At 36.3% G+C, this 23,831-nt stretch carries 24 protein-coding genes and 2 riboswitches; of the genes, 22 read left to right on the top strand and 2 right to left on the bottom strand.

Features of this window, described 5'->3' with window-relative positions:
* Positions 1-6: 6 nt before the first annotated feature.
* Positions 7-501, top strand: coding sequence for a methylated-DNA--[protein]-cysteine S-methyltransferase (locus DEX24_RS12830; RefSeq protein ID WP_109306809.1), 495 nt, complete (start codon positions 7-9; stop codon positions 499-501).
* A 109-nt stretch (positions 502-610) separates the two neighbouring features.
* Here the strand turns inward: DEX24_RS12830 and DEX24_RS12835 are convergent, their stop codons facing one another.
* Entirely contained in the window at positions 611-1,171 is a 561-nt protein-coding gene (locus DEX24_RS12835) for a phosphoribosyltransferase family protein (protein ID WP_109306810.1), read from the bottom strand.
* A gap of 427 nt (positions 1,172-1,598) precedes the next feature.
* Between DEX24_RS12835 and DEX24_RS12840 the strand changes: the two genes are divergently transcribed.
* The 20 genes from DEX24_RS12840 to DEX24_RS12935 all read left to right on the top strand — a co-directional run bounded on the left by DEX24_RS12840 (position 1,599) and on the right by DEX24_RS12935 (position 21,049).
* On the top strand, positions 1,599-3,080 hold the full coding sequence (locus tag DEX24_RS12840; protein ID WP_109306811.1) for a nicotinate phosphoribosyltransferase: 1,482 nt from the start codon (positions 1,599-1,601) through the stop codon (positions 3,078-3,080).
* Position 3,081: 1 nt separating this feature from the next.
* Positions 3,082-3,909 carry an ammonia-dependent NAD(+) synthetase gene (nadE, locus tag DEX24_RS12845; protein ID WP_109306812.1) on the top strand — a complete coding sequence of 276 codons (828 nt, stop codon included), beginning with the start codon at positions 3,082-3,084 and terminating at the stop codon, positions 3,907-3,909.
* A gap of 189 nt (positions 3,910-4,098) precedes the next feature.
* Positions 4,099-4,674 (top strand): nitrous oxide reductase accessory protein NosL, encoded by a 576-nt coding sequence (locus DEX24_RS12850; protein ID WP_246131370.1) that lies wholly within the window; start codon positions 4,099-4,101, stop codon positions 4,672-4,674.
* A gap of 64 nt (positions 4,675-4,738) precedes the next feature.
* Entirely contained in the window at positions 4,739-6,016 is a 1,278-nt protein-coding gene (locus tag DEX24_RS12855; protein ID WP_109306814.1) for a right-handed parallel beta-helix repeat-containing protein, read from the top strand.
* Positions 6,013-6,462: a nitrous oxide reductase accessory protein NosL gene (locus tag DEX24_RS12860; protein WP_109306815.1), complete on the top strand. Its 450-nt coding sequence runs from the start codon at positions 6,013-6,015 to the stop codon at positions 6,460-6,462. Before DEX24_RS12855 ends, DEX24_RS12860 begins: the two co-directional genes overlap by 4 nt.
* A 6-nt stretch (positions 6,463-6,468) precedes the next feature.
* On the top strand, positions 6,469-7,278 hold the full coding sequence (locus tag DEX24_RS12865; protein ID WP_109306816.1) for an ABC transporter permease: 810 nt from the start codon (positions 6,469-6,471) through the stop codon (positions 7,276-7,278).
* Positions 7,275-7,979: an ABC transporter ATP-binding protein gene (locus tag DEX24_RS12870; RefSeq protein ID WP_246131371.1), complete on the top strand. Its 705-nt coding sequence runs from the start codon at positions 7,275-7,277 to the stop codon at positions 7,977-7,979. Before DEX24_RS12865 ends, DEX24_RS12870 begins: the two co-directional genes overlap by 4 nt.
* A gap of 164 nt (positions 7,980-8,143) precedes the next feature.
* Entirely contained in the window at positions 8,144-9,094 is a 951-nt protein-coding gene (locus DEX24_RS12875; RefSeq protein ID WP_109306817.1) for an AAA family ATPase, read from the top strand.
* Positions 9,091-10,302 (top strand): DUF58 domain-containing protein, encoded by a 1,212-nt coding sequence (locus DEX24_RS12880; protein WP_109306818.1) that lies wholly within the window; start codon positions 9,091-9,093, stop codon positions 10,300-10,302. Before DEX24_RS12875 ends, DEX24_RS12880 begins: the two co-directional genes overlap by 4 nt.
* On the top strand, positions 10,299-12,524 hold the full coding sequence (locus DEX24_RS12885; protein ID WP_109306819.1) for a transglutaminase TgpA family protein: 2,226 nt from the start codon (positions 10,299-10,301) through the stop codon (positions 12,522-12,524). Before DEX24_RS12880 ends, DEX24_RS12885 begins: the two co-directional genes overlap by 4 nt.
* Before the next feature lie 33 nt (positions 12,525-12,557).
* Positions 12,558-12,659: riboswitch (purine riboswitch) on the top strand.
* Between the two features lie 156 nt (positions 12,660-12,815).
* A complete protein-coding gene (gene guaA, locus DEX24_RS12890) occupies positions 12,816-14,369 on the top strand; it encodes a glutamine-hydrolyzing GMP synthase (RefSeq protein ID WP_109306820.1) in 1,554 nt (517 codons plus the stop codon).
* Positions 14,370-14,781: 412 nt separating this feature from the next.
* A complete protein-coding gene (locus DEX24_RS12895) occupies positions 14,782-15,543 on the top strand; it encodes a DM13 domain-containing protein (RefSeq protein ID WP_109306821.1) in 762 nt (253 codons plus the stop codon).
* Position 15,544: 1 nt separating this feature from the next.
* Positions 15,545-15,997, top strand: a complete 453-nt coding sequence (locus DEX24_RS12900; protein ID WP_170112944.1) for a DoxX family membrane protein — start codon at positions 15,545-15,547, stop codon at positions 15,995-15,997.
* Between the two features lie 57 nt (positions 15,998-16,054).
* Positions 16,055-16,744, top strand: coding sequence for a response regulator transcription factor (locus DEX24_RS12905; RefSeq protein ID WP_109306823.1), 690 nt, complete (start codon positions 16,055-16,057; stop codon positions 16,742-16,744).
* Positions 16,741-17,784 (top strand): sensor histidine kinase, encoded by a 1,044-nt coding sequence (locus DEX24_RS12910; RefSeq protein ID WP_109306824.1) that lies wholly within the window; start codon positions 16,741-16,743, stop codon positions 17,782-17,784. Before DEX24_RS12905 ends, DEX24_RS12910 begins: the two co-directional genes overlap by 4 nt.
* A gap of 441 nt (positions 17,785-18,225) precedes the next feature.
* Positions 18,226-18,570 carry a cupin domain-containing protein gene (locus tag DEX24_RS12915; protein WP_211310122.1) on the top strand — a complete coding sequence of 115 codons (345 nt, stop codon included), beginning with the start codon at positions 18,226-18,228 and terminating at the stop codon, positions 18,568-18,570.
* A gap of 472 nt (positions 18,571-19,042) precedes the next feature.
* The gene (locus tag DEX24_RS12920; protein WP_109306825.1) at positions 19,043-19,579 is read left to right on the top strand and encodes a dihydrofolate reductase family protein; all 537 of its coding nucleotides are present in this window, start codon (positions 19,043-19,045) and stop codon (positions 19,577-19,579) included.
* Between the two features lie 99 nt (positions 19,580-19,678).
* Positions 19,679-20,020 (top strand): hypothetical protein, encoded by a 342-nt coding sequence (locus DEX24_RS12925; protein ID WP_109306826.1) that lies wholly within the window; start codon positions 19,679-19,681, stop codon positions 20,018-20,020.
* Positions 20,021-20,106: 86 nt separating this feature from the next.
* Positions 20,107-20,301: a hypothetical protein gene (locus DEX24_RS12930; RefSeq protein ID WP_109306827.1), complete on the top strand. Its 195-nt coding sequence runs from the start codon at positions 20,107-20,109 to the stop codon at positions 20,299-20,301.
* Positions 20,302-20,410: 109 nt separating this feature from the next.
* Positions 20,411-21,049 (top strand): pentapeptide repeat-containing protein, encoded by a 639-nt coding sequence (locus DEX24_RS12935; protein WP_109306828.1) that lies wholly within the window; start codon positions 20,411-20,413, stop codon positions 21,047-21,049.
* 57 nt (positions 21,050-21,106) lie between these two features.
* Here DEX24_RS12935 and DEX24_RS12940 read toward each other — a convergent pair whose 3' ends face one another.
* Positions 21,107-21,727, bottom strand: a complete 621-nt coding sequence (locus DEX24_RS12940) for a pentapeptide repeat-containing protein (protein ID WP_109306829.1) — start codon at positions 21,725-21,727, stop codon at positions 21,107-21,109.
* Between the two features lie 194 nt (positions 21,728-21,921).
* A riboswitch (purine riboswitch) is annotated at positions 21,922-22,023 on the top strand.
* Positions 22,024-22,119: 96 nt separating this feature from the next.
* Between DEX24_RS12940 and DEX24_RS12945 the strand changes: the two genes are divergently transcribed.
* Positions 22,120-23,427 carry an NCS2 family permease gene (locus tag DEX24_RS12945; protein WP_109306830.1) on the top strand — a complete coding sequence of 436 codons (1,308 nt, stop codon included), beginning with the start codon at positions 22,120-22,122 and terminating at the stop codon, positions 23,425-23,427.
* Positions 23,428-23,831 lie beyond the last annotated feature (404 nt).

Genomic DNA, 23,831 nt, shown 5'->3' on the forward strand with positions numbered 1-23,831 from the left:
GCTGCTATGAAAGTTTACTATGATACTCTTCACGCATGTAGTGAAGAAATCTATCTTGCCGCCACAGACATAGGACTATGTTTTGTCAGTAATTCTTATAATGAAATGATTGATTGGCTTACCAAACGCCAAGCTTCGGAATTTATACATGATCAAGACAAGATGCAACCTTATATGGAGCAGTTTGCATATTATTTTTCAGGAGAAAAGCAACAGTTTGATGCAATTCCTTTAGATATTAATGGTACTGACTTTCAAATGGCAGTTTGGCAGGAGTTACGTACGATACACTTTGGCGAAACATGTTGTTATTCAGATATTGCTCAAGCAATCGGTAAACCAACAGCTGTCAGAGCGGTGGCTTCAGCAATTGGAAAAAATCCATTGCTCGTCATCATACCTTGTCATCGGGTCATCGGCAAAAATGGTAAACTAACAGGCTTTAGAAGCGGTCTCGCTTTGAAAAAACAATTGCTTGCTCTCGAAAAGACAACTTCATGAAAAAATGCCGACAGTAAACCACTTCCTTGTGTTGACAGTTCACTTGCCGATATTTTTTCTAGTATAAAAGAAGGTTCAGAAATCCTTTAGGATTTCTGAACCTTTTGTGTTAATCCAGGCATTCAACCATGGCATTTGTAAAGAGGGGTAATTCATTTAAATGGAAAACATCTTGTCGATCCACAGAATCACCTTCTACTAAAATACAAGCTTTTGCTACTATTTTACCGCCTGCTTTGTTAACGAGACGCTCAAGTGCTTCTAATGATGAACCAGAGCTAATAACATCATCAATAATGGCCACGCGTTTATAATTTAAAAATGCCGCATCTTCATAATCCAATGCAAGCAATTGTTTTTCCGCTGTTGTAATAGATTGTACTTCATGAATAATTGGTTTATTCATATACTTTTTAACTTGCTTGCGGGCAACAACATACCGCGGTAATTTTAAGTGTTTAGACAGTTCATATATTAATGGAATACCTTTTGCTTCCGCAGTAATTAGTACATCAATATGAGGAAGATGCTCAGCAATTGCTTCGGCAGCTGCACATACAAGATCGACATCACCCAATAAATTAAAGCTGGCAATTGATAAATGATTATTAATTTTTATGATTGGTAAATGCCGTGTGAATCCAGCAATTTCAATAGTGTAGGTTTTCATGCAATTTATGCCTCCGTTTTTAATGACTTACTTGTCATTCTTCCTCTCATACATGCAGAAAATACAGAGGGAATTTCCAATAAATAAATGACTATTCATTTATTTTAATATTAAAAAACCAATAGTACAACTTGTTTTTGTGACTTTTCTGAAGATATCAAAAGTGAATAAAATATCCAATTTATGTACAGATTGTCTTCTAGAAACTATGATATAATGTTTTTTACATATGACAAGACAGTATGGATATGTCGAAATCATGAACGAATTATGCGACTTCTAAATCGATATTTGCTATTATGGAATCGAAAGATTTATTTTAACGTTGAAATATAGTATTTGAAAAGACTTAAAATGATTACTTAAGGGTAAGTGAAAGTACATAAGATATACGAAAATGACTAGAAAGTGGAAGAAGGAGCTTATTATGACAATAAATTATTCAGATGACAGCTTAGCTTTACACACGGATCTCTATCAAATTAACATGGCAGAATCGTATTGGGCAGACGGTATTCACAATCGCAAGGCAGTTTTTGAACTGTATTTTAGAAAATTACCATTCGGTAATGGCTATGCGATATTCGCTGGATTGGAGCGGATGTTACGTTATTTACGTGACTTCAAATTTAGCGCTTCAGATATTGCCTATTTAAGAGATGAATTGCATTTTAAAGATGATTTTATTGACTATTTGAAAGATCTTCGTTTTACAGGTGATGTCTATTCGATGATTGAAGGCGAACTCGTATTTGGTAATGAACCAATTGTACGCATCGAAGCACCGCTTGTGGAGGCACAATTAGTCGAAACGGCGCTCTTAAATATTGTCAATTATCAAACTTTAATCGCTACGAAAGCGAGCCGTATAAAAAATGTTGCTGGCAATCAAACTGTGATGGAGTTTGGTACACGCCGTGCACAGGAAATGGATGCAGCAATTTGGGGTACTCGGGCAGCTATTATTGGGGGCTTCAGTTCGACGAGTAATGTTCGAGCGGGCAAATTATTTGATTTACCTGTATCTGGCACACATGCGCATTCATTAGTTCAAGCTTATCGTAGCGACTATGAAGCATTTCATGCATATGCGCGTCGCCATAAAGATTGTGTATTTTTAGTAGACACATATAATACGTTAAAGTCGGGTGTTCCTTCTGCTATACAAGTAGCAAAAGAACTCGGTGACACGATTAATTTTATCGGGATTCGTTTAGATAGCGGTGATATCGCATTCTTATCGAAGGCAGCTCGTAAAATGCTCGATGAAGCAGGTTTTCCAGAAGCGAAAATTGTCGTATCCAATGATCTTGACGAGTATACAATGCTTAATTTGAAAGCACAGGGCGCCAAAGTAGATATGTGGGGAATCGGTACGAAGATTATTACGGCCTACGATCAACCAGCGCTAGGAGCTGTTTATAAAATTGTATCAAGTGAAAATGATAAAGGTGAGATGATCGATTCTATTAAAATATCAGCTAATGCTGAAAAAGTGACAACGCCGGGACGCAAAAAACTGTATCGTATTATCGATCGTGAAAACGGTCGTGCTGAGGGCGATTATATTACGATGTATGATGAAGAACCACAAGCAGAAGAACGCTTGAAAATGTTCCATCCTGTCCATACTTTTATCTCGAAGTTTGTGACGAATTTTGAAGCGAAAAATCTGCATACCAAAGTAGTAGAAAATGGCAAAATTATTTATACGAGCCCAACGGTCAAAGCAATGAAGTCCTATGCGAAAGATAATTTAGAATTGCTGTGGGATGAATATAAACGTTCCATGAATCCAGAAGAATATCCAGTCGATTTAAGTCAAAAATGCTGGGATAACAAAATGGGGAATATTGAACGTGTAAAAGAGATGGTTGAAAAAGTGAGTAAAGGTATAGGGGGCTTTTAAGATGACGACTTTGCAACATGACATTATCGAGGAATTGCAAGTTTTACCTAAAATTGATGTAGCATTTGAAATTCGTCGCACCATCGATTTTTTAAAATCCTATGCAAAAAAACATGTTTTTTTGCAAGGTTTTGTCCTCGGCATATCGGGGGGGCAGGACTCAACATTAGCAGGTAAATTAACGCAACTCGCAGTCGATGAACTCAATGAAGAATTAGGGGAAGAACGTTACTCTTTTTGGGCGGTACGCTTACCTTATGGCGTGCAAGCAGACGAAGCCGACTGCTTGGCAGCCTTAGCCTATATTAAACCAACGACAATATATAAAGTGAATATTAAACCAGCTGTTGATGCTGGTGTACAGTCATTAAAAGATGCTGGCATTGAACTATCAGATTTTGTAAAAGGTAATGAAAAAGCACGTGAACGTATGAAAGTACAATTTGCTATTGCAGCATCGAATGCCGCAGTTGTGATTGGTACGGATCATGCAGCGGAAGCAATCACTGGCTTTTACACGAAATTTGGTGATGGTGGCGCTGATCTTACCCCATTATGGCGTCTCAATAAAAGACAGGGTAAAGAACTGCTAAAAGCGTTAAACTGTCCATCTATGCTTTATGATAAAGTACCAACGGCTGATTTGGAGGAAAATCGTCCATCATTACCAGATGAAGTCGCATTGGGTGTTAGCTATGATCAAATCGATGATTACTTAGAAGGCAAACCAGTTGAAGAGGCTGCGCGACATAAGATTGAAGGGCATTATTTACGTTCACAGCACAAACGTCATTTACCAATTACGATCTATGATGATTTTTGGAAATAATATAATTAAATGCTCGCTACCAATAGGACTTGGTAGCGAGCATTTTTTATTGGAGAAAATCGGATTGTCGCATTTGTGTCGAGGGTAAAGAAAATGACTAAAAACAGTCACATGAATTTGCATTTTATTTCACAATTGACAGGTAAAATATAGCAGTATAAGAGAATGAAGAAAAGAGGAGAGAATCAAGTGAAAACATATCAAATTGGTTTAAGCGCGCTACTAATTGCGTCCCTATTGGCTGCTTGTGGAAATGACAAAGAAGCCACAAACAACAACACTTCATCTAAGACAGAGCAAGCAGACAAATCGGCTGCAGTAGCAACTAACTTAAAAGAACCAGCAGCAAATGAAGTATGTGCATTTTGTAATATGGAAGTATATAAAAAAAGCGATCAACAAGGTGCATTCACTGCGCAAGCAATTGATGATCAAGGTAAAAATCTATTTTTCGATGATTCGGGCTGCATGTTAAATTATGAAAAAAAACATAAGGTTACACTTGATAAATATGTGAGAAACTATGATGATAAGGATTGGTTGAAGTTAGATCAAGCTGTCGTTGTAAAAGGTGATATGAAAACACCGATGAAATATGGCTTTGCATTTTTCAAAGATGACAAAGCAGCGAATGCCTTTATCGAAAAAAATCCAGAAGCTAAAATTGTGACAGTACATGATATTGATGATTTAGCACATAAAAAAATGGATATGATGAGCGGTTCGCACGATGATGACAAAGATAGTGATCATGATGGACACTAAATAAAAAAGTAAGAACCGGTTCCTACGAATCGGTTCTTAAATGAATGTAATTGGAGGCACAAAGATGAAATGGCGATTTTTAGTCATGTTCTTTATTAGCTTCATCGGTTTTTCAGCAACGGCTCATGCGGAATCTTTGCAATCTCAAATCGATAAAACGCCGGATGGTGGCACGCTGAAGTTATTTGATCGCGTCTACAGAGAACAGGCAGTAATAAACAAACCGATTACCATCATCGGAGCAGAAAAAACATTGATGAAAGCGGGGGCAGAAAAAACGGTATTAACGATTGAAAATGCCAAGAATGTTCATTTGAAAAATTTAAATTTTTCACGTTCAAACTCTGCCATAGATGTGAAGAAATCTTCACATATTACGATTGAAAATATTAAAATGGTGCGTATGTGGGGCGGCGTGACGATTCGTAATTCAAAAAATATTGCGATCAAAAATTTCACGATGCGTGGTCTAGATGGTCAATATGCGACGAAGGGGGCAGGAATAGCTGCCTATGATAGTGAGGATATTCAAATCGAAGACAGTTTTATAACAGAAGTGATGGATGCCTATTATCTTGAGCGTGTCACAGGCTCAACGATTTTAAATAATAAGGCAACCTATAGTCGATACGGTTTGCATTATATGTATGGTAAAGACATTTATGCGAAGGGTAATACACTTGAAAAAAATGTTACAGGCATTATGCTGATGATTGCAGAAAATGCCGTACTCGAAAAAAATAATATTCAATATCAGAGCGATTGGAATAGTTCGGGATTCACATTATATAACGCCAAAAATATCGTGACTAAAAATAATAAACTGATTGGAAATCATACTGCTATATCGAGTCAAAATATGAAAAACTCCGTCATTCAAGATAATGTTTTCTTAACGAATCAAACGGCAGTGGAATTTACAGGCTCTGAAACGAATAATACAGTACACACAAATGATTTTTTAGGTAATATTGTCAATATACGATCAGATGGAACATCCAGTGATATCGATGGTAATTTCTATGATGACTATGCTGGTTTTGATGTAAATGGTGATGGTTTTGGAGATGAAAAATACGTTGCACTACAGAGTTTTGGGCAATGGATGGTCAGGGAGCCGGCTTATCAGTATTTTATCGAATCACCAAGCGTTGTGTTACTCAATGAAATGGATCAGCAAACAAATAAGACCGAAAAAAATCAACTCGTCGATTCAAAACCACTCATGACAGCAATATCTGAAGAAAAGAGAAATTACTCGATTAATTATTTTCTTTTAATTTTTGGCATAATGCTCTTTGCAGGTGGCATCTACGGTTGGAGAAGGAGTGTTAAAATATGAAAAAAATTCTACTAAGTATTGCGTTAGCAACATCCGTTTTATTGGCTGGATGTGGCGATAAAACATATGAGGCAAAAAAAATTAATCCGGCAACAGATATTTGTGAAATCTGTAATATGAGTATCGCAAATGAAAAATATGCGGGGCAAATTGCTTTGAAAAATGGCGATTACAAAATGTTCGATGATCTGGGCTGTTTAATGGATTACTATTCAACAATGAAAAAAGGTGATCTCGGTGAGGCGTTTATCAAGGATGAAACAGGAAAAGATTGGTTAGAAGTTGATCAAGCAACCTTCGTTTACGATAAAAATATTCCAACGCCAATGAGTTATGGAGTCATCGCATTTAAAGATGATGCAGCAGCAAAAGCATATATAAAAAAAGAAGGTGCAGGTAAAGTGATGTCGTTTACCGATTTAGAGAACTTTGATTGGGGAGCGTAATCAATTATGAATCAATTATTTATTAAGCTTGAATGGAAACAAATGTTACGAAGTCGTTGGATGCAATTAGTTGGTGTATTATTCATCGTCATCTTTGCAGCAATCGCATTGATTCAACAGCTAGCCTTACCAGTCGATGGCTTTACGAGACAAACCGCGAGTTTTTTAAATCTATTATTATTTTTACTACCACTATTCGTTTTAACAATCGGTAGTATGAGTGTAGCTAGCGATGTAGAATCGGGCTGGTATTCATTACTAAAAACATATCCACTCTCACTTAGTGGTTATATTTTTGGTAAGTATGTATCACTCGTATTATCATTCTCATTAATATTATTACTTTCTTTTGCAGTTGTATTAATTATGAGTGGTGTTGCCGGAGCATTTCAATTACCGCTTGTCTTCGTATTCCTTGCAATATTGACAGTTCTTATTTTTGCAGCGATTGCGATTCTTTGCGGTGTTATTGCAAAAAATCGTCTACATGCCTTAGCATTGTCATTAGTCGTATGGGCGGCAGCATTACTATTATTATCCTATGTTTTAATGGCCATTGGCACATTCGTTGCAGGTCATGTCATGCTGAATTTGACGATTGTCATGATTCATCTCAATCCTGCAGAATGGATTCGCTTTGGTTACTTCCTATTCTCAGGTCAAACAACAGTACTTGGTCCATCTTTTTATGATTTTACGGCGTTTTATAATTCTTTTTTAGGTTATCTAATTTATATTGTCATAAGTGCAGCATGGATTTTAGGTCCTTTAGCTTTAGCTCAATGGTTATTATCTAGAAAGGGGCGAGTTGAGTGATTTTACAAGGACGAGCAGTCAAAAAAGTCTATTCATCTAACCAAGGTTTACAAGGTATTGATTTTGACATGCACAGCGGTCGAATCATCGCTCTAGCAGGTGGCAATGGTGCGGGTAAAAGTACACTGATCCGTTTGTTGATCGGAGAAGAAGTGCCAGATTCGGGTGAGTTAATATGGGCAGAGAATTTATCGATGCGGTATATGCCAGATGATGTGAATTTCCCCCCGACATTAACAGCCTACGAAATAGTGCATCTGCTAAGCCAGTTGAAAAAATTGCCGCGTAGCAGAGTGGAAGAAGTGCTAAAGCGTGTTGGGTTGTGGGAGCATCGTAAACAATATGTTCGTCAATTTTCAAAAGGAATGCGTCAACGACTTAATCTTGCTCAAAGCTTACTTGGTGATGAGCAGTTATTAATCTTAGACGAGCCAACGAATGGTTTAGATTTACTGTGGATTGCTGAATTAAAGAAGATTTTACAAGAACAAAAAGATCTTGGGAAAACGATTCTATTTTCGACCCATTTACTCTCGTTTGCGGAGGAATTAGCAGATGATGTATTGTTATTACATGATGGGAAAATTTTGATGAATGGACCACTGCAAGATGTATTACAACAATCTTCAGCCACCCATTTAGAGGAACTTTTCATGCGTGAAATAGGTCTAATAAGAAATAATGCGGCAAAACAGGACTAAATAAACAGGAAACGTGAAACACAGTAATTGTTGTTTCACGTTTTTTTATACAAACATTGCCAGTAAAGAGGGTATAATAGACTTAGTGAAACCACCTATTGTTTATTACATACACGATCCCATTTATGAAGTGATGATGAAAAATAGAACTTGGAGGAACAACGATGGAAACAATGACGAAATTACAGGCAGTAATCGATAATATTGAAAAAGTAATGATTGGTAAAAAACATATAGCCGAACTAAGTGTAGTCGCATTATTAGCACAGGGACATGTCTTGTTAGAAGATGTACCAGGTGTTGGTAAAACTATGATGGTGCGCGCACTTGCCAAATCGGTCAGTGCTGACTTTAAGCGGATCCAGTTCACACCAGATCTTCTACCATCTGATGTCATTGGGGTATCCATCTATAACCCAAAAGAAATGGAATTTCATTTTAGACCGGGTCCTATTATGGGGAATATTGTGTTGGCCGATGAAATTAATCGTACGTCGCCTAAAACACAAGCAGCATTGCTCGAAGGAATGGAAGAAGCGGCAGTTACAGTTGATGGTGTAACGCGCCAAATATCAAAACCTTTCTTCGTTATGGCTACACAAAACCCAATTGAATATGAAGGAACCTACCCATTACCAGAAGCGCAACTTGATCGTTTTTTATTGAAGTTAAAAATGGGCTATCCATCAAAAGAAGATGAAATTGAAGTATTACGCCGCGCAGAAGGGGAACGCCCAATCAACGGCTTACAATCAGTTATTACGATTGAAGAATTACTGAAATTACAAGAAGAAGTACATCAAGTGGCGGTATCTGATTTATTGAAAACATATATTGTATCTTTAGCACAGGCTACCCGCCAACATCCTTCCGTATACTTAGGTGCTAGCCCACGTGCTTCCATCTCATTGATGAAAGCGGCTCAAGCATATGCGGTTTTAAGAGGCCGCAATTACGTGACACCAGATGATGTACAGTATCTAGCCCCCTTTGTTATGTCGCATCGCGTTATTCTAAAACCTGAAACACGCTACGAAAATATTACAACGGAAGATATTATTGCGCGTATACTAATTGAAACACCCGTGCCGGTGAGAAAAATGGATTATTTATGAATTCAAAATTACAGCGAGTAACGTCATCATTCGTGAGACTACTACTTGTTGTTTTATTGCTTGCTGTCGCATTATTATTTGCCATCATTCAAGGTGGTTTTGTTCTTTGGTTTGTCTTTTTTATGCTCGCCCCATTCGTTTTATATTCCGTTTTTTTATTTTTGACACCTATAAACGATATGACGATCATAAGACAGGCACCAACTGGTCGTTTACAACAAGGACAAGACATAAAGTTGAAGGTGACGCTACAGCGCAAATCCTTCATGCCGATTCTATTTATTGTCGTACAGGAAATGCAACCAAAGGGCGTTTTCTCACAATTAGAACAACAAATGATGCGGAAAATAGTGCCGATAGGCTTTAAACGACAAGTGAACTGGTATTATCATATTCCAAATTTGCCTCGTGGCAAACAGGAGCTAGTAGGTATACAAGTAACCATCGTTGATTTTCTCGGTTGGGTACGCAAAACAAACTATGTGACAGCACCCATCACGCTAATTGTTTATCCAAAAATAGTACCGCTCCATTTTGATCGACTAATTTCGCATGATCAAGGGCAGTTCAGCCAAGCACAAAAACCACAAATTCAGCAATCCACAATGGTGTCGAGCGTACGCGAGTACAGTCCAGGTGACCGTATGTCATGGATTCATTGGAAAAGTTTTGCGAAAACAGGTGATTTACAAACGAAAGAATTTGAACAACAGCAAAATGAAGATGCTTGCATCGTGTTAGATGGTTTAAATGGGCCACGTTTTGAAGGTCAAGTGTCTTTGACAGCATCCATTTTAAATGCTGTTAGCAAACAGCAAGAGCGGGTAAGTTTTTTAAGTGCAGGACAGCAACATGTCTTTTTTGAAGGAATCGAATCACAGCAAGAATTACAAAAAGCATTACTCCATCTAGCAGTCATCAAACCTGGAAACTTTCATGCAGTTCACAAATATGCACAGGATCAAGCTTTGCGCAGTGCCAAGACAATTGTCTTTATTACATCGGCATTAACAGAGGAATGGCTTGAAGTACTAGCGCGGCTTGTGAAAAAGAGTAATAGCATCATCGTCTACATTGTTCGGCGTGACACGCAGGAACTTTTTGCGGAAGACATCGCCATTGAAGAACAGGCAAAAGTACGTGGCATCATTGTGCATACCATCTACGAAGGAGATTTTTCATCCTACGGTAAGGAGGATAGAAAATGAATAATCAAGAAATAGTAAAATGGGTTAAACTACTATTTTTATACAGTATGATTTTTCTCATGTTACGAGAATGGTTAATGCCTATTATGGAATTGACCGATACGGGTCATTTTTCATTATTATTAGCATTTATCGTCCTTTGTTTACTAACAAACCTATTTAATATGAACGCATGGCTTTCGGGTGTCATTAAACTACTCTATATTATTTGGTTTATGCTCTATGTGCATAGCCAATCAGAACAATCGTTACTCTCCGAATTAACAACGAGTGTCGCTGCAGTATTTACAGGTGATTGGCAAGCGATTACAAATTCTTTTAAAAGCTTGTTGTTTTTCATCTTACTATGGATGACCGTATACTTAATTCATCATTGGTTAACCATTAGACGATCCATTTTATTCTTCTTCCTCATTACCGTAATATTCTTAGCACTTTTAGATACATTTACGAGCTATGATGCAAACGATAGTATTATTCGTACAATGATTATTGGCATGGCTTTAACGGGTATTTTATTTGCCGAAAAAACCATCCATGATATGGGAATGAAATCTTCATGGAAAAACTACGGTCTGCTTATCGTACCGCTAGTAGGTATGCTTTTTGTAAGTACGCTATTTGCAATGAGTATGCCTAAATATAAAGCGTCAGAAAATTTGCCTAAACCACTGGAATCCGTTGTTAATTGGGCTAATACAGGTATGAATACAACAGGGAAAATCGGCTATGTTGAAAATGACGATCAACTCGGTGGTGATTTTGAGGCAGATGATACGCCCATATTGCAGTATATGGCAAAAAACGACCAATACTTACGAATTGAGACAAAATCTCTGTATACAGGTAAGGGGTGGACGCGTCCTAAAGGTGATATTTTCGTCAAAACTTTTGAATACGGCGATGAAGTGACAACATCGATTAAAGCCGGTCCAGCCCGTAAAAGAGACTTATTACAAGTAGAGATGAACAAAAAATATGACTTCATTATGCAGCCCTATGGACTCGAAAAGATTACAAAAGGGAATGCGAAAAGCAATAAATTTTATATTGAGATGGAGTCAGGGAAAATACGTCCGACTATAAAAAATGAAAAAACTTCATTGACAGCCTATACAATTCAGTACAGTTCCCCTGTATATAGTGAAAAAGAATTGGAAGAATCACGAGTAGCACAAGTTGAAAGAGATAGTGGTTTATCGAAAAAAGAACGCAAAGAATATTTGCAAATTCCGAAGGCGATGCCTGTACGTGTAGCACAGTTAGCGCAATCAATTACAGAAGATAAAAAGAGTGTATACGATAAAGCGAATGCTGTAGTCGATTATTTTAATAACGGTGATTATAAGTATTCGAGAACGAATGTCGCAGTTCCTAAAGCAGGACAGGACTATGTCGACCAATTTTTATTTGATACAAAACTCGGATACTGTGACAACTTTTCTACATCGATGGTTATGATGATGCGCAGTATAGGTGTACCAACACGATGGGTAAAAGGTTTTTCAGAAGGCAACCGTATCTTGTCTGACAAAGATGACACACCCACTAGCAAAAGTTATGTCGTAACGAATAATAATGCTCACTCATGGGTGGAAGTATATATTCCAAATGTGGGGTGGATGTCATTTGAACCGACAATTGGCTTCAGTGGTTTCGATCAAGTGGAAAAAGAGTCCGATGCAGGTGATTCTGTACCGGGTAATAAACAAAAAAAGAAACAGCAAGAGCAACAAGAAGCTAAAAATAAAGAACAACAACAGGCACAAGAAGCAAAAAAACAACAACAAGAAAAAATAAAAGAAGAAACAAAAAAAGAACAAAAGAAAAAAGAACAACAGGCGAAATCGTCTCAACTATCTGCCAAAACAATTTGGATCATCGTTGGAGCCATCGCAATAGTAGTAATTACTTTATTTATTATTTTCCGTAAAAAATGGTTGCCTGCATTATTAATTTGGCGTTATAAAAAACAACAGCCTTCTTTAGAAAAATCATATGAAGCGGTATTAAAACGTTTGAAGTTAATTGGATTGACGAGATTAGATGGTGAAACGCTGACTGATTTTGCCAAGCGTGTAGACGCGAAGCTTCAAACAAATGATATGTCACAACTGACAACAATGATGGAAAAAAATTTATATAATCCAAATGCTGAAGTGGCAACATGGAACGATTTTAAAGAATGTTGGGAAAATTTAATCAATCAAACAAGAGGTTGATTTTACGTCATACAAAAGGTAAACTGAATGCAAAGTATATAAATTGTATTACCTCATATATGTTCGAAAATAAGGTTCGAATGTCTCTACCAAGTTACCGTAAATTACTTGACTATGAAGGTGAGTGAACGGTATTTTAATGCCTTCTTATATTCACCTTTCAGTTGAGTGGAACGCGTAGAAAATACGATTATTTTCATATGCGTTCCTTTTTAAGTAAACTTTGTAGCATGCAGCCATAGGACGAACAGTAGGTAATCCATTTTAAATGATAATGAAGAGGTGGAACTTTTGTCAGCAATCACAAATTTAGTGAATCAAGAAAAAATCATCGTTCTTGATTTTGGTAGTCAATACAACCAATTAATTACTCGTCGCATTCGTGAATTTGGTGTATATAGTGAATTACATGATCACACAATTACAGCAGAAGAATTAAAAGCAATGAACGCTACAGGCATCATTTTCTCAGGCGGTCCTAACTCCGTTTATGGTGAAGATGCATTCCGTATCGACAACGCTATTTTTGAACTAGGGTTACCAATCTTAGGTATTTGCTATGGTATGCAGTTAATGGCACATACACTTGGCGGTAAAGTTGAAAAAGCAGGTAACAGCGAATACGGTAAAGCAGAGCTTAAAATCCTTACTGACAATCCATTATTCGGTACAACGCCAACTGAACAAATCGTTTGGATGAGCCACGGTGACTTAGTAACTGAAACACCAGAAGGTTTCACAACAATCGCTACAAGTGATTCTTGCCCAATCTCTGCTATGGCAGACGAAAAACGCAAATTCTACGCAGTTCAATTCCACCCAGAGGTGCGCCACTCTGAGTACGGGAACGACTTGCTACGTCACTTCGCATTAGACATTTGCCAAGCTAAAGGCGACTGGACAATGGGCAGTTTCGTAGAAATGCAAATCGAAAAAATCCGCGAACAAGTGGGTGACAAAAAAGTACTTTGCGCATTATCAGGCGGTGTTGACTCATCTGTTGTTGCGGTATTAATCCACAAAGCAATCGGTGATCAATTAACTTGTATGTTCGTAGACCACAACTTAAACCGTAAAGGTGAAGTGGCTCAAGTAATGAAAACTTTCACGGAAGACTTCGATATGAAATTACTTAAAATCGATGCACGTGAACGATTCATGACTAAACTTGCTGGCGTATCAGATCCAGAGAAAAAACGTAAAATTATCGGTAACGAATTTATTTACGTATTTGATGAAGAAGCAAGCAAACTAGAAGGCATGGACTTCCTAGCTCAAGGAACGCTATACACAGATATCATTGAATCAGGTACAAAAACTGCTCAAACAATTAAATCTCACCATAATGTCGGCGGACTACCAGAAGACATGCAATTTAAATTGATTGAGCCATTAAGCACACTATTCAAAGATGAAGTTCGTCAATTAGGTCTTGAATTAGGGATTGACCCTAAAGTAGTATGGCGTCAACCGTTCCCAGGCCCTGGCTTAGGAATTCGCGTCCTTGGCGCAATCACTGAAGAAAAACTCAACATCGTTCGCGAATCTGATTTCATCCTACGTGAAGAAATCGCTAAAGCGGGCCTTGACCGCGATATTTGGCAGTACTTCACAGTATTACCAGATATCCGTTCTGTCGGTGTAATGGGCGATCAACGCACATACGATTACACAATCGGTATCCGCGCAGTAACATCAATTGATGGTATGACATCTGACTGGGCACGTATCCCTTGGGATGTCCTAGAAAAAATCTCTGTCCGTCTAGTAAACGAAGTAGATCACATCAACCGCGTAGTCTACGACATTACATCTAAGCCACCAGCAACTATTGAGTGGGAATAGGATACAGTTTGAATAAGCTGTAAACACAGTCATACGAATAGTTTAGTGACATTTAAGAATACTCTCTTTATTTGTTTTTAATTAAACAAAGTAAAGAGGGTATTTTTTTGCCTAGAATAATTGAATTGATGGGTATGTCAGCGTAACCTATAAAATAATAGGAAACTTATTTTGCTTTTTTACACTGTGCAAGAGAATTCTCCTTTTCAATCGTATGGATTTCACGAAGTTTCCTGACAGAAGGTCGAACGGTACTGTCTCCAATTTCCTCTCCCCTTCAATCAAATGATCCATCAATGCTCACCGTTAAAATTATTCAACTTTAATAGTTCTGTTCACCTTTCGTAAGAAATATGTAAGTTTTGGTTGTTATGCTAACACTGTAATAAAAACAACCAAGGAGTGAGCCCGTATGAAAATAATAAAATTAGCAAGCACGATGCTTTTAGCAACAGGAATCTTAGCAGCTTGTGGCAACAGCGATGATGGTGCCATGATGGACAAAAATAAGACTATGGCAAGTGGGACCATAATGAATTCTAAAAGTATGATGGATATAGAGAAGATGGGTGTGTTCCAAGGAGAAAATAGCCATAAAGTAACCGGTGATGTAAAAATAGCTAATGGTAAATTAATGCTGACTAACTTTATGACAGACGAAGGCCCAGACTTACATGTCTATTTAGGAAAAGGTACGGATGTTTCAACTGCCAAAGAAATAGCGAAAATCGATTTAAAAGATAATATGCAAACGGTTGATTTAACCTCTGTGGCAGTAGAAGAGTATGATACAGTATTCATTTATTGCAATAAAGCCCATGAATTATTCGGTAGTGCCATGATTAGTTCAGAGAAATCGACACCGAAAAAAATGGATGAAAGTAGGATGACAGCACAGTTTAAAGGATTAAATGGCAAAAAAGTAACGGGTATGGTTACCGTTACAGATCATAAAGTGCAACTGTCAAAATTCATGTCGGATAAAGGCCCTGACTTACACATCTATTTAATGAAAAATGATAAAATCGAAGAGGCTATATCATTAGGTAAAATTGATTTTAAAAAAGATAATCAACAATTTACAATTCCACAAACGATGAATAGTAATGAATATACAAAAGTAGCAATCTATTGTGATGAAGCACATGTATACTTTGGAGAAGCGGCATTTTAAAATGATGAGTAAACCGACAGTCACGATTCTGTTAACAATCATGCGCGTTGTACTAGGTGGATCATGGTTATATGAAGGGGTATTTAAAGTGCAGGCCCAGTTTTCGATTGCAGGACTTGTTCACACGATTGCCCAGGGAGATGCTTCGCCACTATGGTATGAACAGTTTATTGTTCATATTGTAGGGAATGCCATAAGTATCTTTAATCTATTAATTCCAGCAGGTGAAGTGGCAGTTGGTCTAGCATTAATCACGGGTATTGTACCGAGAGTAGCACTGCTAGTAGCTATTTTTATGGGGATAAATTATTGGTTAGCGAATATGATTTATATCTATCCCTTACAACTGTTTGTAGCAGTCGTATTAATTTGTACGTCTCCAAATACGAAGCGTTACACAATTGCGACACTATTAGCACGAATACCGTATAAAAGACAACTACCAAATAGATGAGCAAAAGCCATAAAATTTATATTTTATGGCTTATTGTTATAAAGGTCGGGATTAAAAATGACAAAGAATATTTTACTTGTAGATGATGAAAAAACAATCATTGACATATCTAAAAAATATTTAGAAAAGGAAGGATATGTCGTATTTGAAGCAACAAATGGTAAAGAAGCATTCACCATATTTGAAGCAAACAACATCGATTTGATTATTACGGATATTATGATGCCTGAAAAGGATGGCTATGATTTAATTATTGATATTTTAGAGGAAAATGCAGATTTACCATTTATCTTTATCACTGCCAAAAATGCAAATCAAGATCGCTTATATGCATTGACATTAGGGGCAGATGATTATATTACAAAACCATATAATCCACGAGAGCTTGTATTACGTGTCAAGAATATATTGAGAAGAGTATACCGGCAATCCGATTCACAAATTCAAATTGCAGCACTAACGATGGATTATGAACGGCGAAGCGTCAAAATTGGACAATATGCCCTTGATTTAACAACAAAGGAGTTTGCTTTATTATGGTTACTTGCCAAAGATACGGACAAAGTATTTTCTAAATCAGAAATATTAAGTTGTGTTTGGCAAAGTTATTCGATAGACGACCAAAATACAGTGAATGTGCATATCCATCGCTTGCGTGAAAAACTGCATGCCTTTGCAAATATTACAGGGGCACCCATGATAAAAACAATCTGGGGTACGGGCTACAAATTAGAGGTGATCGAGTGAAATTAAGGAATCTATTATTTATGATCTATCTTGCGGTATTAATTGCTGTTTTAGTTATGACAAAATACTTTGTAAAACAGATGCTCTTTGATCAACAAACTGCAAATATTGTCCTATTAGTGGCAATCGTTTTAACAGTTGTATTAACATGTATCAATTATATTGTTATGAATCCTATGCTGAAAATAATCGTCGAGTTACAGTTGAGTAGTCAAAAAAATGCCGAGGGCGAATTTACCACGTTGAAAAAGAAAACCATCGCTTCTGAAATTACGCATCTCGTCACAGATTACAATAAGATGGTGGATCAACTAGAGAAACAGTTGCTACAAATAAAGCATAGTGAAAAAGAAAAAAATGAAATGGTCGCCAATTTATCACATGATATTAAGACCCCTGCCTCATCACTTATTGCATTGAGTCAAGCGCTAGAAGATGATATTTTGGAGGAAGAGGAGAAAAAATATTATCTGGAAGCTGTAGTCGATAATTGTCATCGTATAGCAGAGCTAGCAAACGAATTATATGACGTTGTTGATCACGATGATGTATCTCTCGAAAAACGCCAAGAAAAAATCTGGTTAGACGCACTATTAATCAAAGTACTCACTTCATTTAAAGGGAAAATCGATCATGCACAAAGAGAAGTAACAATTGAAGGAACGGATAGAATTTGTCCCATTTATTCGGATGAATCAAAACTGTATCGTATCTTTTACAATATCATCGATAATAGCTTGAAGTACTCACAAAAAGGTGCGGCCATAAAAATCATGGTTAATGCCAATGACGGCTATATCCGAATAGCGATTAAAGATGAGGGGCAAGGAATCCCATTAGCGGAACAACAACGTATTTTTCACCGAACATATCGTATAGAAAAATCTCGAAATCAAGCCACGGGTGGACATGGTTTAGGGCTGTCCATTACAAAGAAATTAGTGGAAAATATAGGAGGGACAATCACTGTACACTCTCAAATAGGAGAAGGCAGTACTTTCTATGTCGATATCCCTTATAAGAAAGAAAAAGAGCTGTGAAAGGAAGAGGAGGTGAATCACAGTTAAAAAGCGACTTTTTATGCCTCAGTCTAAAATAATAAATCAATCAACCTAGACCAACTAACTTTTTTGAAAGTTTATTGATCTGGGTTTTTTAATGGTTTGAGTGGTCAAATTACTCTATAGAACAGCATCATATATAACTTAATAGGGTATATATTACCGAGTATGGTATAAAACAAGTAATCTGCTGAAGGTGAAAAGTAAAGCATACATCCATGCAATTAATAAAATTGCGTAGCAAGAGAACGCGAGAATCTAGAATAGGGCTTTTTTTATGATGCTCAAAATTTAGTGGTCATAACGCTTGTACTACGATGACCACTAAATAATAAATAATGCTTGGAAAATTAGGTGTTGTGTAGTGAAATCGGCTATATTAAACTAATAGTAAATTAACGGAGAGGTTTTGGATATGAAGTGAGATATGGTCAAAGAAAAATACAATTCAGTAGATTCGATATTCAAGCGAATGATCATCCAATCGATAAAAATAAAGACTATGGTGTTATCCATGCTAAATTACCAGCAAAGTCCAAAGAGGTACGCCATTTTCATCGCCAAGCTAGACAAATATTCTTTATGTTAGTCGGGAATGCAACGATCGAAGTAGATGGTGAAGTTATTGAACTTAAACCATTAGAAAGTTGTGAAATACCACCGCGTGTGGCGCATCAAATATTCAATAAGAGCGATGAAGAAATCGCGTATATTATTACGTCACAACCCAATAGTCATGGCGATTATGTAATTGCAGAAAATTAATTCTTTTTACGAGAATAACTGCCTAACGTGCCAAGTTGTTCTATTGTTTGATGCTACTTAATCGATGTGTATTGAAAGCCTTAATCCGAATGGATGATGCTTCGATACACATTTTTTTTACCGTCAATTCCTGTGGCATGTCCATAACTAATGCTAAATCGTTATATTAGCTAATCTTTCAAGCGCTCTTTAAATTGGTCCTCTAGCATATTATCAAATATACGCGATATACGACTCCTCCATTAAAAAGATATTATAATGATACCTTGCCGTTTTTGAGTCATTTATAATAGCCTGACTGTGATACTTTTACCGCCAAGTAATTAGGTAACGATTTTTCATTTCTTCGATAAAGTGCTAACAATCTGGATTCCTCTCTTTTCGCAGGATCTAAAGACATCACCTATTATATGAATATTCAAAGTGAATGGCGTATACTGTGGCTAATATATGTTAAGAAAGTGGGTTGACTATGAGAACGGTAAAATTATTTATTGCGATGAGCTTAGATGGCTATATTGCTGATCCCTCTGGCCAAATTGATTTTTTAGAATCGATTGAAATTGTGGAAGAAGACAAGGTGTACGATGATTTTATTCAATCAATTGATACTGTCGTATTAGGTAGCACAACATATAAACAAATTATTGATGTTTTATCGCCGGATGACTATCCCTATAAAAATATGACGAGTTATGTATTAAGTAGTCAAGCAGATTTGGAAGCTAAGAATAATGTAGTGATTGTGCAAGAGCCAATCTGTGATTTAGTGGCGCGTTTAAAAAATAGTAACGGAGGCGATATTTGGATTGTTGGTGGTGCATCGATTATCAATCCACTAATTGAAGCAAATGCCATCGATGACTATGAGTTGACAATTATGCCTTATTTATTAGGTCAAGGGATTCCATTATTTACAGAAAAATCTCGCCAAATTCCGTTGGAGCTTCATTCAACGGTTAGCCGTAATGGAATGATTCACACCAAATATAGCAAAAAAACAATGTAAAATATATAAATTTTCCCATTTCAGCATATAATAATGAAAAATAGGGAATAGTAGTAGTGAAGTCAACACAATTAGAACATTGTTCAAGGGGGAGAATTGATGATGGTTAAGTTAGACAAACTACAATTTCTTGTGGATATGAGTTCTATAGATGATCTTGCATACAAAAAATTGACGGGTTACACAACTTTGTATTACAAAGATTTTATAATCGGAACTTTTTATCATGGTAGTACGCGAAAAAATAGATTTGCTATTAACGCGTTGGAAGATAGTGAATTTGAAGCATATTTAAATGAAATAATCGGTAAAACGGTATTATCAGATTCTGAAGCGTTCAAAGTGGCCTGGTTGGATTTGGGTATGGAAGATGAATTTGAAAAATTAGAAGATTTAACAAAAGAATTACATCGCTTTGAAGAAAGTGGTTTACGAAAGTAATTGAGCAAACATCGACTTGGTAGTTACTTATTCTACAAAAATAGCTTATACTAAAGTAACGATTATAGTCGAAGGAGGAATTACTCATGACAGAAAATATGCAAAATGAAACACCTAAAAAGAAAGTATCTTTACAAGAAGCGGTGTTAAAACAACTTGAAGCCAAAAAAAATAAAGCAAACGGTGGCGGCAACATCAACGCAAATGGCAATTCACCTAAAAAAATGAAAAGCCAACAAGCTAAAAAAACAAGTAATACACGTAGAAAAATGGGCGTGTAGTATAAAGTTTGAAAGAGAGTTAGTTGAGGTTATCACATCTCGATTAACTCTTTTTTTAAAATGCTATAGAAGAAACGTATATTTTTGTGGAAAATGGAGGAGGATTAGGATGAAAATAGATACACCAAAAGTACATAATGATTTAGAATTACGCTCTTTCCAAGATATTTTATTGGAAGAAGATGCCGAATTAGCGCATTGCCTCATAAAGGATGCCCTATTTGAAAATGAAAGACTTGAACGTCCGCGCCTATCCAATATGATTATTAAAGGTAGTAGTTTTGTTCAAAGTGATTTTGAAGGAATCGATGTAGTGGACACTCGTTTTGAAAATTGTGATTTATCAAATGTTAATATGTCAAAATCATCGATTCATCGCGTAGAATTTATCAATTGTAAATTGCTTGGTGTCAATATGACTGAATCCAGTATTGGCAATGTGAATTTTCAAGATTCTATAGCTAATATGGCGATGTTTGCTGATTCTAAATTAGAAAAAGTGATTTTTAATAATACACAATTACAAAATGCTGATTTTTATTCATGTAAATTTAAAAAAGTAGACTTTGATTCGTGTAATTTAAATGAAGCGAGTTTTCAAGATACATCTATGAAAGGTATTGATATTAGTACATCGACTTTTGATGATTTAACCATTTCTATAGAAACAGTAAAAGGATGCACCATTTCATCGTATCAAGCCATTCATTTTTCACGTTTAATGGGTCTTATTATAAAAGATGTATAATGATTTCTTATGATTCAATAAAACCCCCACCTCATTTTTCATGAGGTGGGGGTTTTATTAGATAAACGTAACACCTAGAGAAGGTAGAATAGCCGTCGCTTGATCCTGTCGAATCGTTAAACCTTTCACAAGCTGCGCATCTACAGTTAGGATATCGAACTCAGATGTTGATAGGTTAATGCCTTTTAAAGATGTATGAGAAAAATTAGATTGATGTAGTAAACAATAATTAAATTCTACTTCATTTAAAGTCATTTCTTGATAATAGGTTTCTTTTAACTCACATTTATCAAAAATACACTGTTTTAATTGACTATCTGTAAATAATGAATAGTTCATCACACAATCGTAATAACCTGCATGCTTTTGAGTTGTGTGTAGAAATTCAGTACCTAGTAACTTAACAGAATGAAATTCGGAGCGGTATAATTGTGCATTGTGAAATTTGATGGTAGATAAATCGCACTGGATAAAAGTAACATCCAATAATTCGAAATTTGAGAAATCAAAATCTTGGAAATCACAATGTTCAAATGTTACATCGCTAATAGTTGTACTTGAATCATCCCACATAATCACACAATCTTTATAATGAGTTTCGACTGCTAGTGTACTTAACCAAATACGACTGTCAGAAATAATGTCATGCATAGTTGCAGTAGGTTTAATATATTTCAAGTCAATTCCTCCTTTGTCTAGCCTAACTAATATCTATACTATTACGTTTCTTCTAAAGAAAAAGCAAATTTTTGCTGTTATAAAATAAAAAAGAAAAATCAAAAAAACATCTATTCACGAACTATAAAAGGTAAAGTGGTGAAAACGTTCGGAAAAACTATTGCTTTTGCTCATAACGCATGCTATATTATTGAATGTAAATCAAATAACGTCGTCGTATAAAATCGGGAATATGGCCCGGAAGTATCTACCAAGTCACCGTAAATGACTTGACTACGATTAGTAGATGAAGCATCTACTTTAACTGTGCATGTGCATGGAATCGGAGACATACGACTAAACTAGTCGTATGTCTTTTCTTGTACTAGACGACACTCGGAGGATTTTAACTAATGAAAAAATATTTCCAATTTGAAGAACTTGGCACAAATTACCGCCGAGAAATTGTTGGAGGCATCACAACATTCCTAGCGATGGCTTATATATTAGCGGTTAACCCCAATATACTAGCAGCGGCAGGCATTGATAAAGGTGCAGCATTTGTTGCAACAGCTTTAGCAGCAATTGTAGGATCACTTATTATGGGGATTCTCGCTAAATATCCAATTGCATTAGCGCCAGGTATGGGTTTAAATGCATTCTTTGCATATACAGTAGTTGGAGCTTACGGTATTCCATGGCAAACAGCTTTAACAGGTGTATTTTTCTCAGGTATTATTTTTATCATATTATCATTAACAGGTATTCGTGAAACAATTATTAATGCCATACCAGTTCAACTAAAATATGCAGTATCAGCTGGTATTGGTTTATTCATAACATTCGTTGGTCTTCAAAGTTCAGGTATTATCGTTAAAAGTGATGCAACATTAGTAACGCTAGGTGATTTCACGGTAGGAAGTACATTACTTGCCGTAACAGGCTTGGTGATCGCAGTAATTTTAATGGTTAGAAAAATTCCAGGCGCTATTTTTATTACAATAGTAGTAACGGCGATTATTGGTGTTATTACAGGTGTTATTGCAAAACCGGATGCAGTGGTATCAGCTATTCCGAGTATTTCATCTACTTTTGGTGTGGCATTAGATCCAATCTTACATGATTTTTCTTCATTACTTAATTTGAAATTCTTGATTGTCGTATTAACATTCTTATTTGTAGATTTCTTTGATACAGCTGGTACATTGATGGCTGTAGCAGATAAGGCAGGACTAGTAAAAAATAATAAACTACCACGTGCAGGTCGCGCTTTAATGGCGGATGCTCTAGCAACAACGGCTGGTTCGTTAATTGGTACTTCAACAACAACTGCTTATGTAGAATCTACAGCAGGTGTTGCAGCGGGGGCACGTTCAGGTTTTGCTGCTGTAGTAACAGCGATTTTATTCGCAGTTGCTTTATTCTTTTCACCCTTGCTTGCAGTTATTACATCTGCAGTGACTGCGCCAGCATTGATTATTGTAGGTATACTAATGGTATCCACACTGAAAAATATCGAATGGGATAAATTCGAAATTGCAGTGCCGGCATTTCTTACAATTCTAATCATGCCACTTGGCTATTCAATTGCTTCGGGTATTGCAGTTGGATTTTTATTCTATCCGATCACGATGCTATTAGCAGGGCGTCGTAAAGAAGTCCACTGGATTATGTATATACTATTCTTCGTATTCATTGGGTATTTTATCTGGGTACGATAAATAATGAACTCACTCTATTTAATAGAGTGAGTTTTTTTATATTAAAATAATTGTTGACACCTATTAATTATAGTTGTATAGTTATAAATGTTGAGTCGAACAAATGACAACAACAAAAAAACTTTTAAAAAAACATTGCATCTTAACTTGATGCGTGTTATAGTATTATAAGTCGCTTCCCTTAAAAGAGAAACGGTGTTGAAAAATAACTTTTAAAAAGTTGTTGACAACAAATAACTTAAATGTTATAATAATTCATGTCGCTTACGAGTGACGCAAACATGAACCTTGAAAACTAAACAAGCAGTGAAGTTAATCAATATAAAGTCTTACAAACTTTAATTAGTGCGTAAGCAAACGAAGACATTCTATTCGTAGAATGTCGTTATCGAAAGATAACGCTA

The organism is Kurthia sibirica (assembly GCF_003143975.1).
Classification (GTDB): Bacteria; Bacillota; Bacilli; order Bacillales_A; family Planococcaceae; genus Kurthia; species Kurthia sibirica.

Bases quoted from the DNA above. Each gene is read 5' to 3' on its own strand.
- DEX24_RS12925 (WP_109306826.1), top strand. From the start codon at position 19,679: ATGATGGTTAAGTTAGACAAACTACAATTTCTTGTGGATATGAGTTCT.
- DEX24_RS12920 (WP_109306825.1), top strand. From the start codon at position 19,043: ATGAGAACGGTAAAATTATTTATTGCGATGAGCTTAGATGGCTATATT.
- DEX24_RS12885 (WP_109306819.1), top strand. From the start codon at position 10,299: ATGAATAATCAAGAAATAGTAAAATGGGTTAAACTACTATTTTTATAC.
- DEX24_RS12865 (WP_109306816.1), top strand. From the start codon at position 6,469: ATGAATCAATTATTTATTAAGCTTGAATGGAAACAAATGTTACGAAGT.
- DEX24_RS12835 (WP_109306810.1), bottom strand. From the start codon at position 1,171: ATGAAAACCTACACTATTGAAATTGCTGGATTCACACGGCATTTACCA.
- DEX24_RS12860 (WP_109306815.1), top strand. From the start codon at position 6,013: ATGAAAAAAATTCTACTAAGTATTGCGTTAGCAACATCCGTTTTATTG.
- DEX24_RS12830 (WP_109306809.1), top strand. From the start codon at position 7: ATGAAAGTTTACTATGATACTCTTCACGCATGTAGTGAAGAAATCTAT.
- DEX24_RS12935 (WP_109306828.1), top strand. From the start codon at position 20,411: ATGAAAATAGATACACCAAAAGTACATAATGATTTAGAATTACGCTCT.
- nadE (WP_109306812.1), top strand. From the start codon at position 3,082: ATGACGACTTTGCAACATGACATTATCGAGGAATTGCAAGTTTTACCT.
- DEX24_RS12895 (WP_109306821.1), top strand. From the start codon at position 14,782: ATGAAAATAATAAAATTAGCAAGCACGATGCTTTTAGCAACAGGAATC.
- DEX24_RS12900 (WP_170112944.1), top strand. From the start codon at position 15,545: ATGATGAGTAAACCGACAGTCACGATTCTGTTAACAATCATGCGCGTT.
- DEX24_RS12945 (WP_109306830.1), top strand. From the start codon at position 22,120: ATGAAAAAATATTTCCAATTTGAAGAACTTGGCACAAATTACCGCCGA.
- DEX24_RS12905 (WP_109306823.1), top strand. From the start codon at position 16,055: ATGACAAAGAATATTTTACTTGTAGATGATGAAAAAACAATCATTGAC.
- DEX24_RS12855 (WP_109306814.1), top strand. From the start codon at position 4,739: ATGAAATGGCGATTTTTAGTCATGTTCTTTATTAGCTTCATCGGTTTT.
- DEX24_RS12840 (WP_109306811.1), top strand. From the start codon at position 1,599: ATGACAATAAATTATTCAGATGACAGCTTAGCTTTACACACGGATCTC.
- DEX24_RS12930 (WP_109306827.1), top strand. From the start codon at position 20,107: ATGACAGAAAATATGCAAAATGAAACACCTAAAAAGAAAGTATCTTTA.
- DEX24_RS12875 (WP_109306817.1), top strand. From the start codon at position 8,144: ATGGAAACAATGACGAAATTACAGGCAGTAATCGATAATATTGAAAAA.
- DEX24_RS12880 (WP_109306818.1), top strand. From the start codon at position 9,091: ATGAATTCAAAATTACAGCGAGTAACGTCATCATTCGTGAGACTACTA.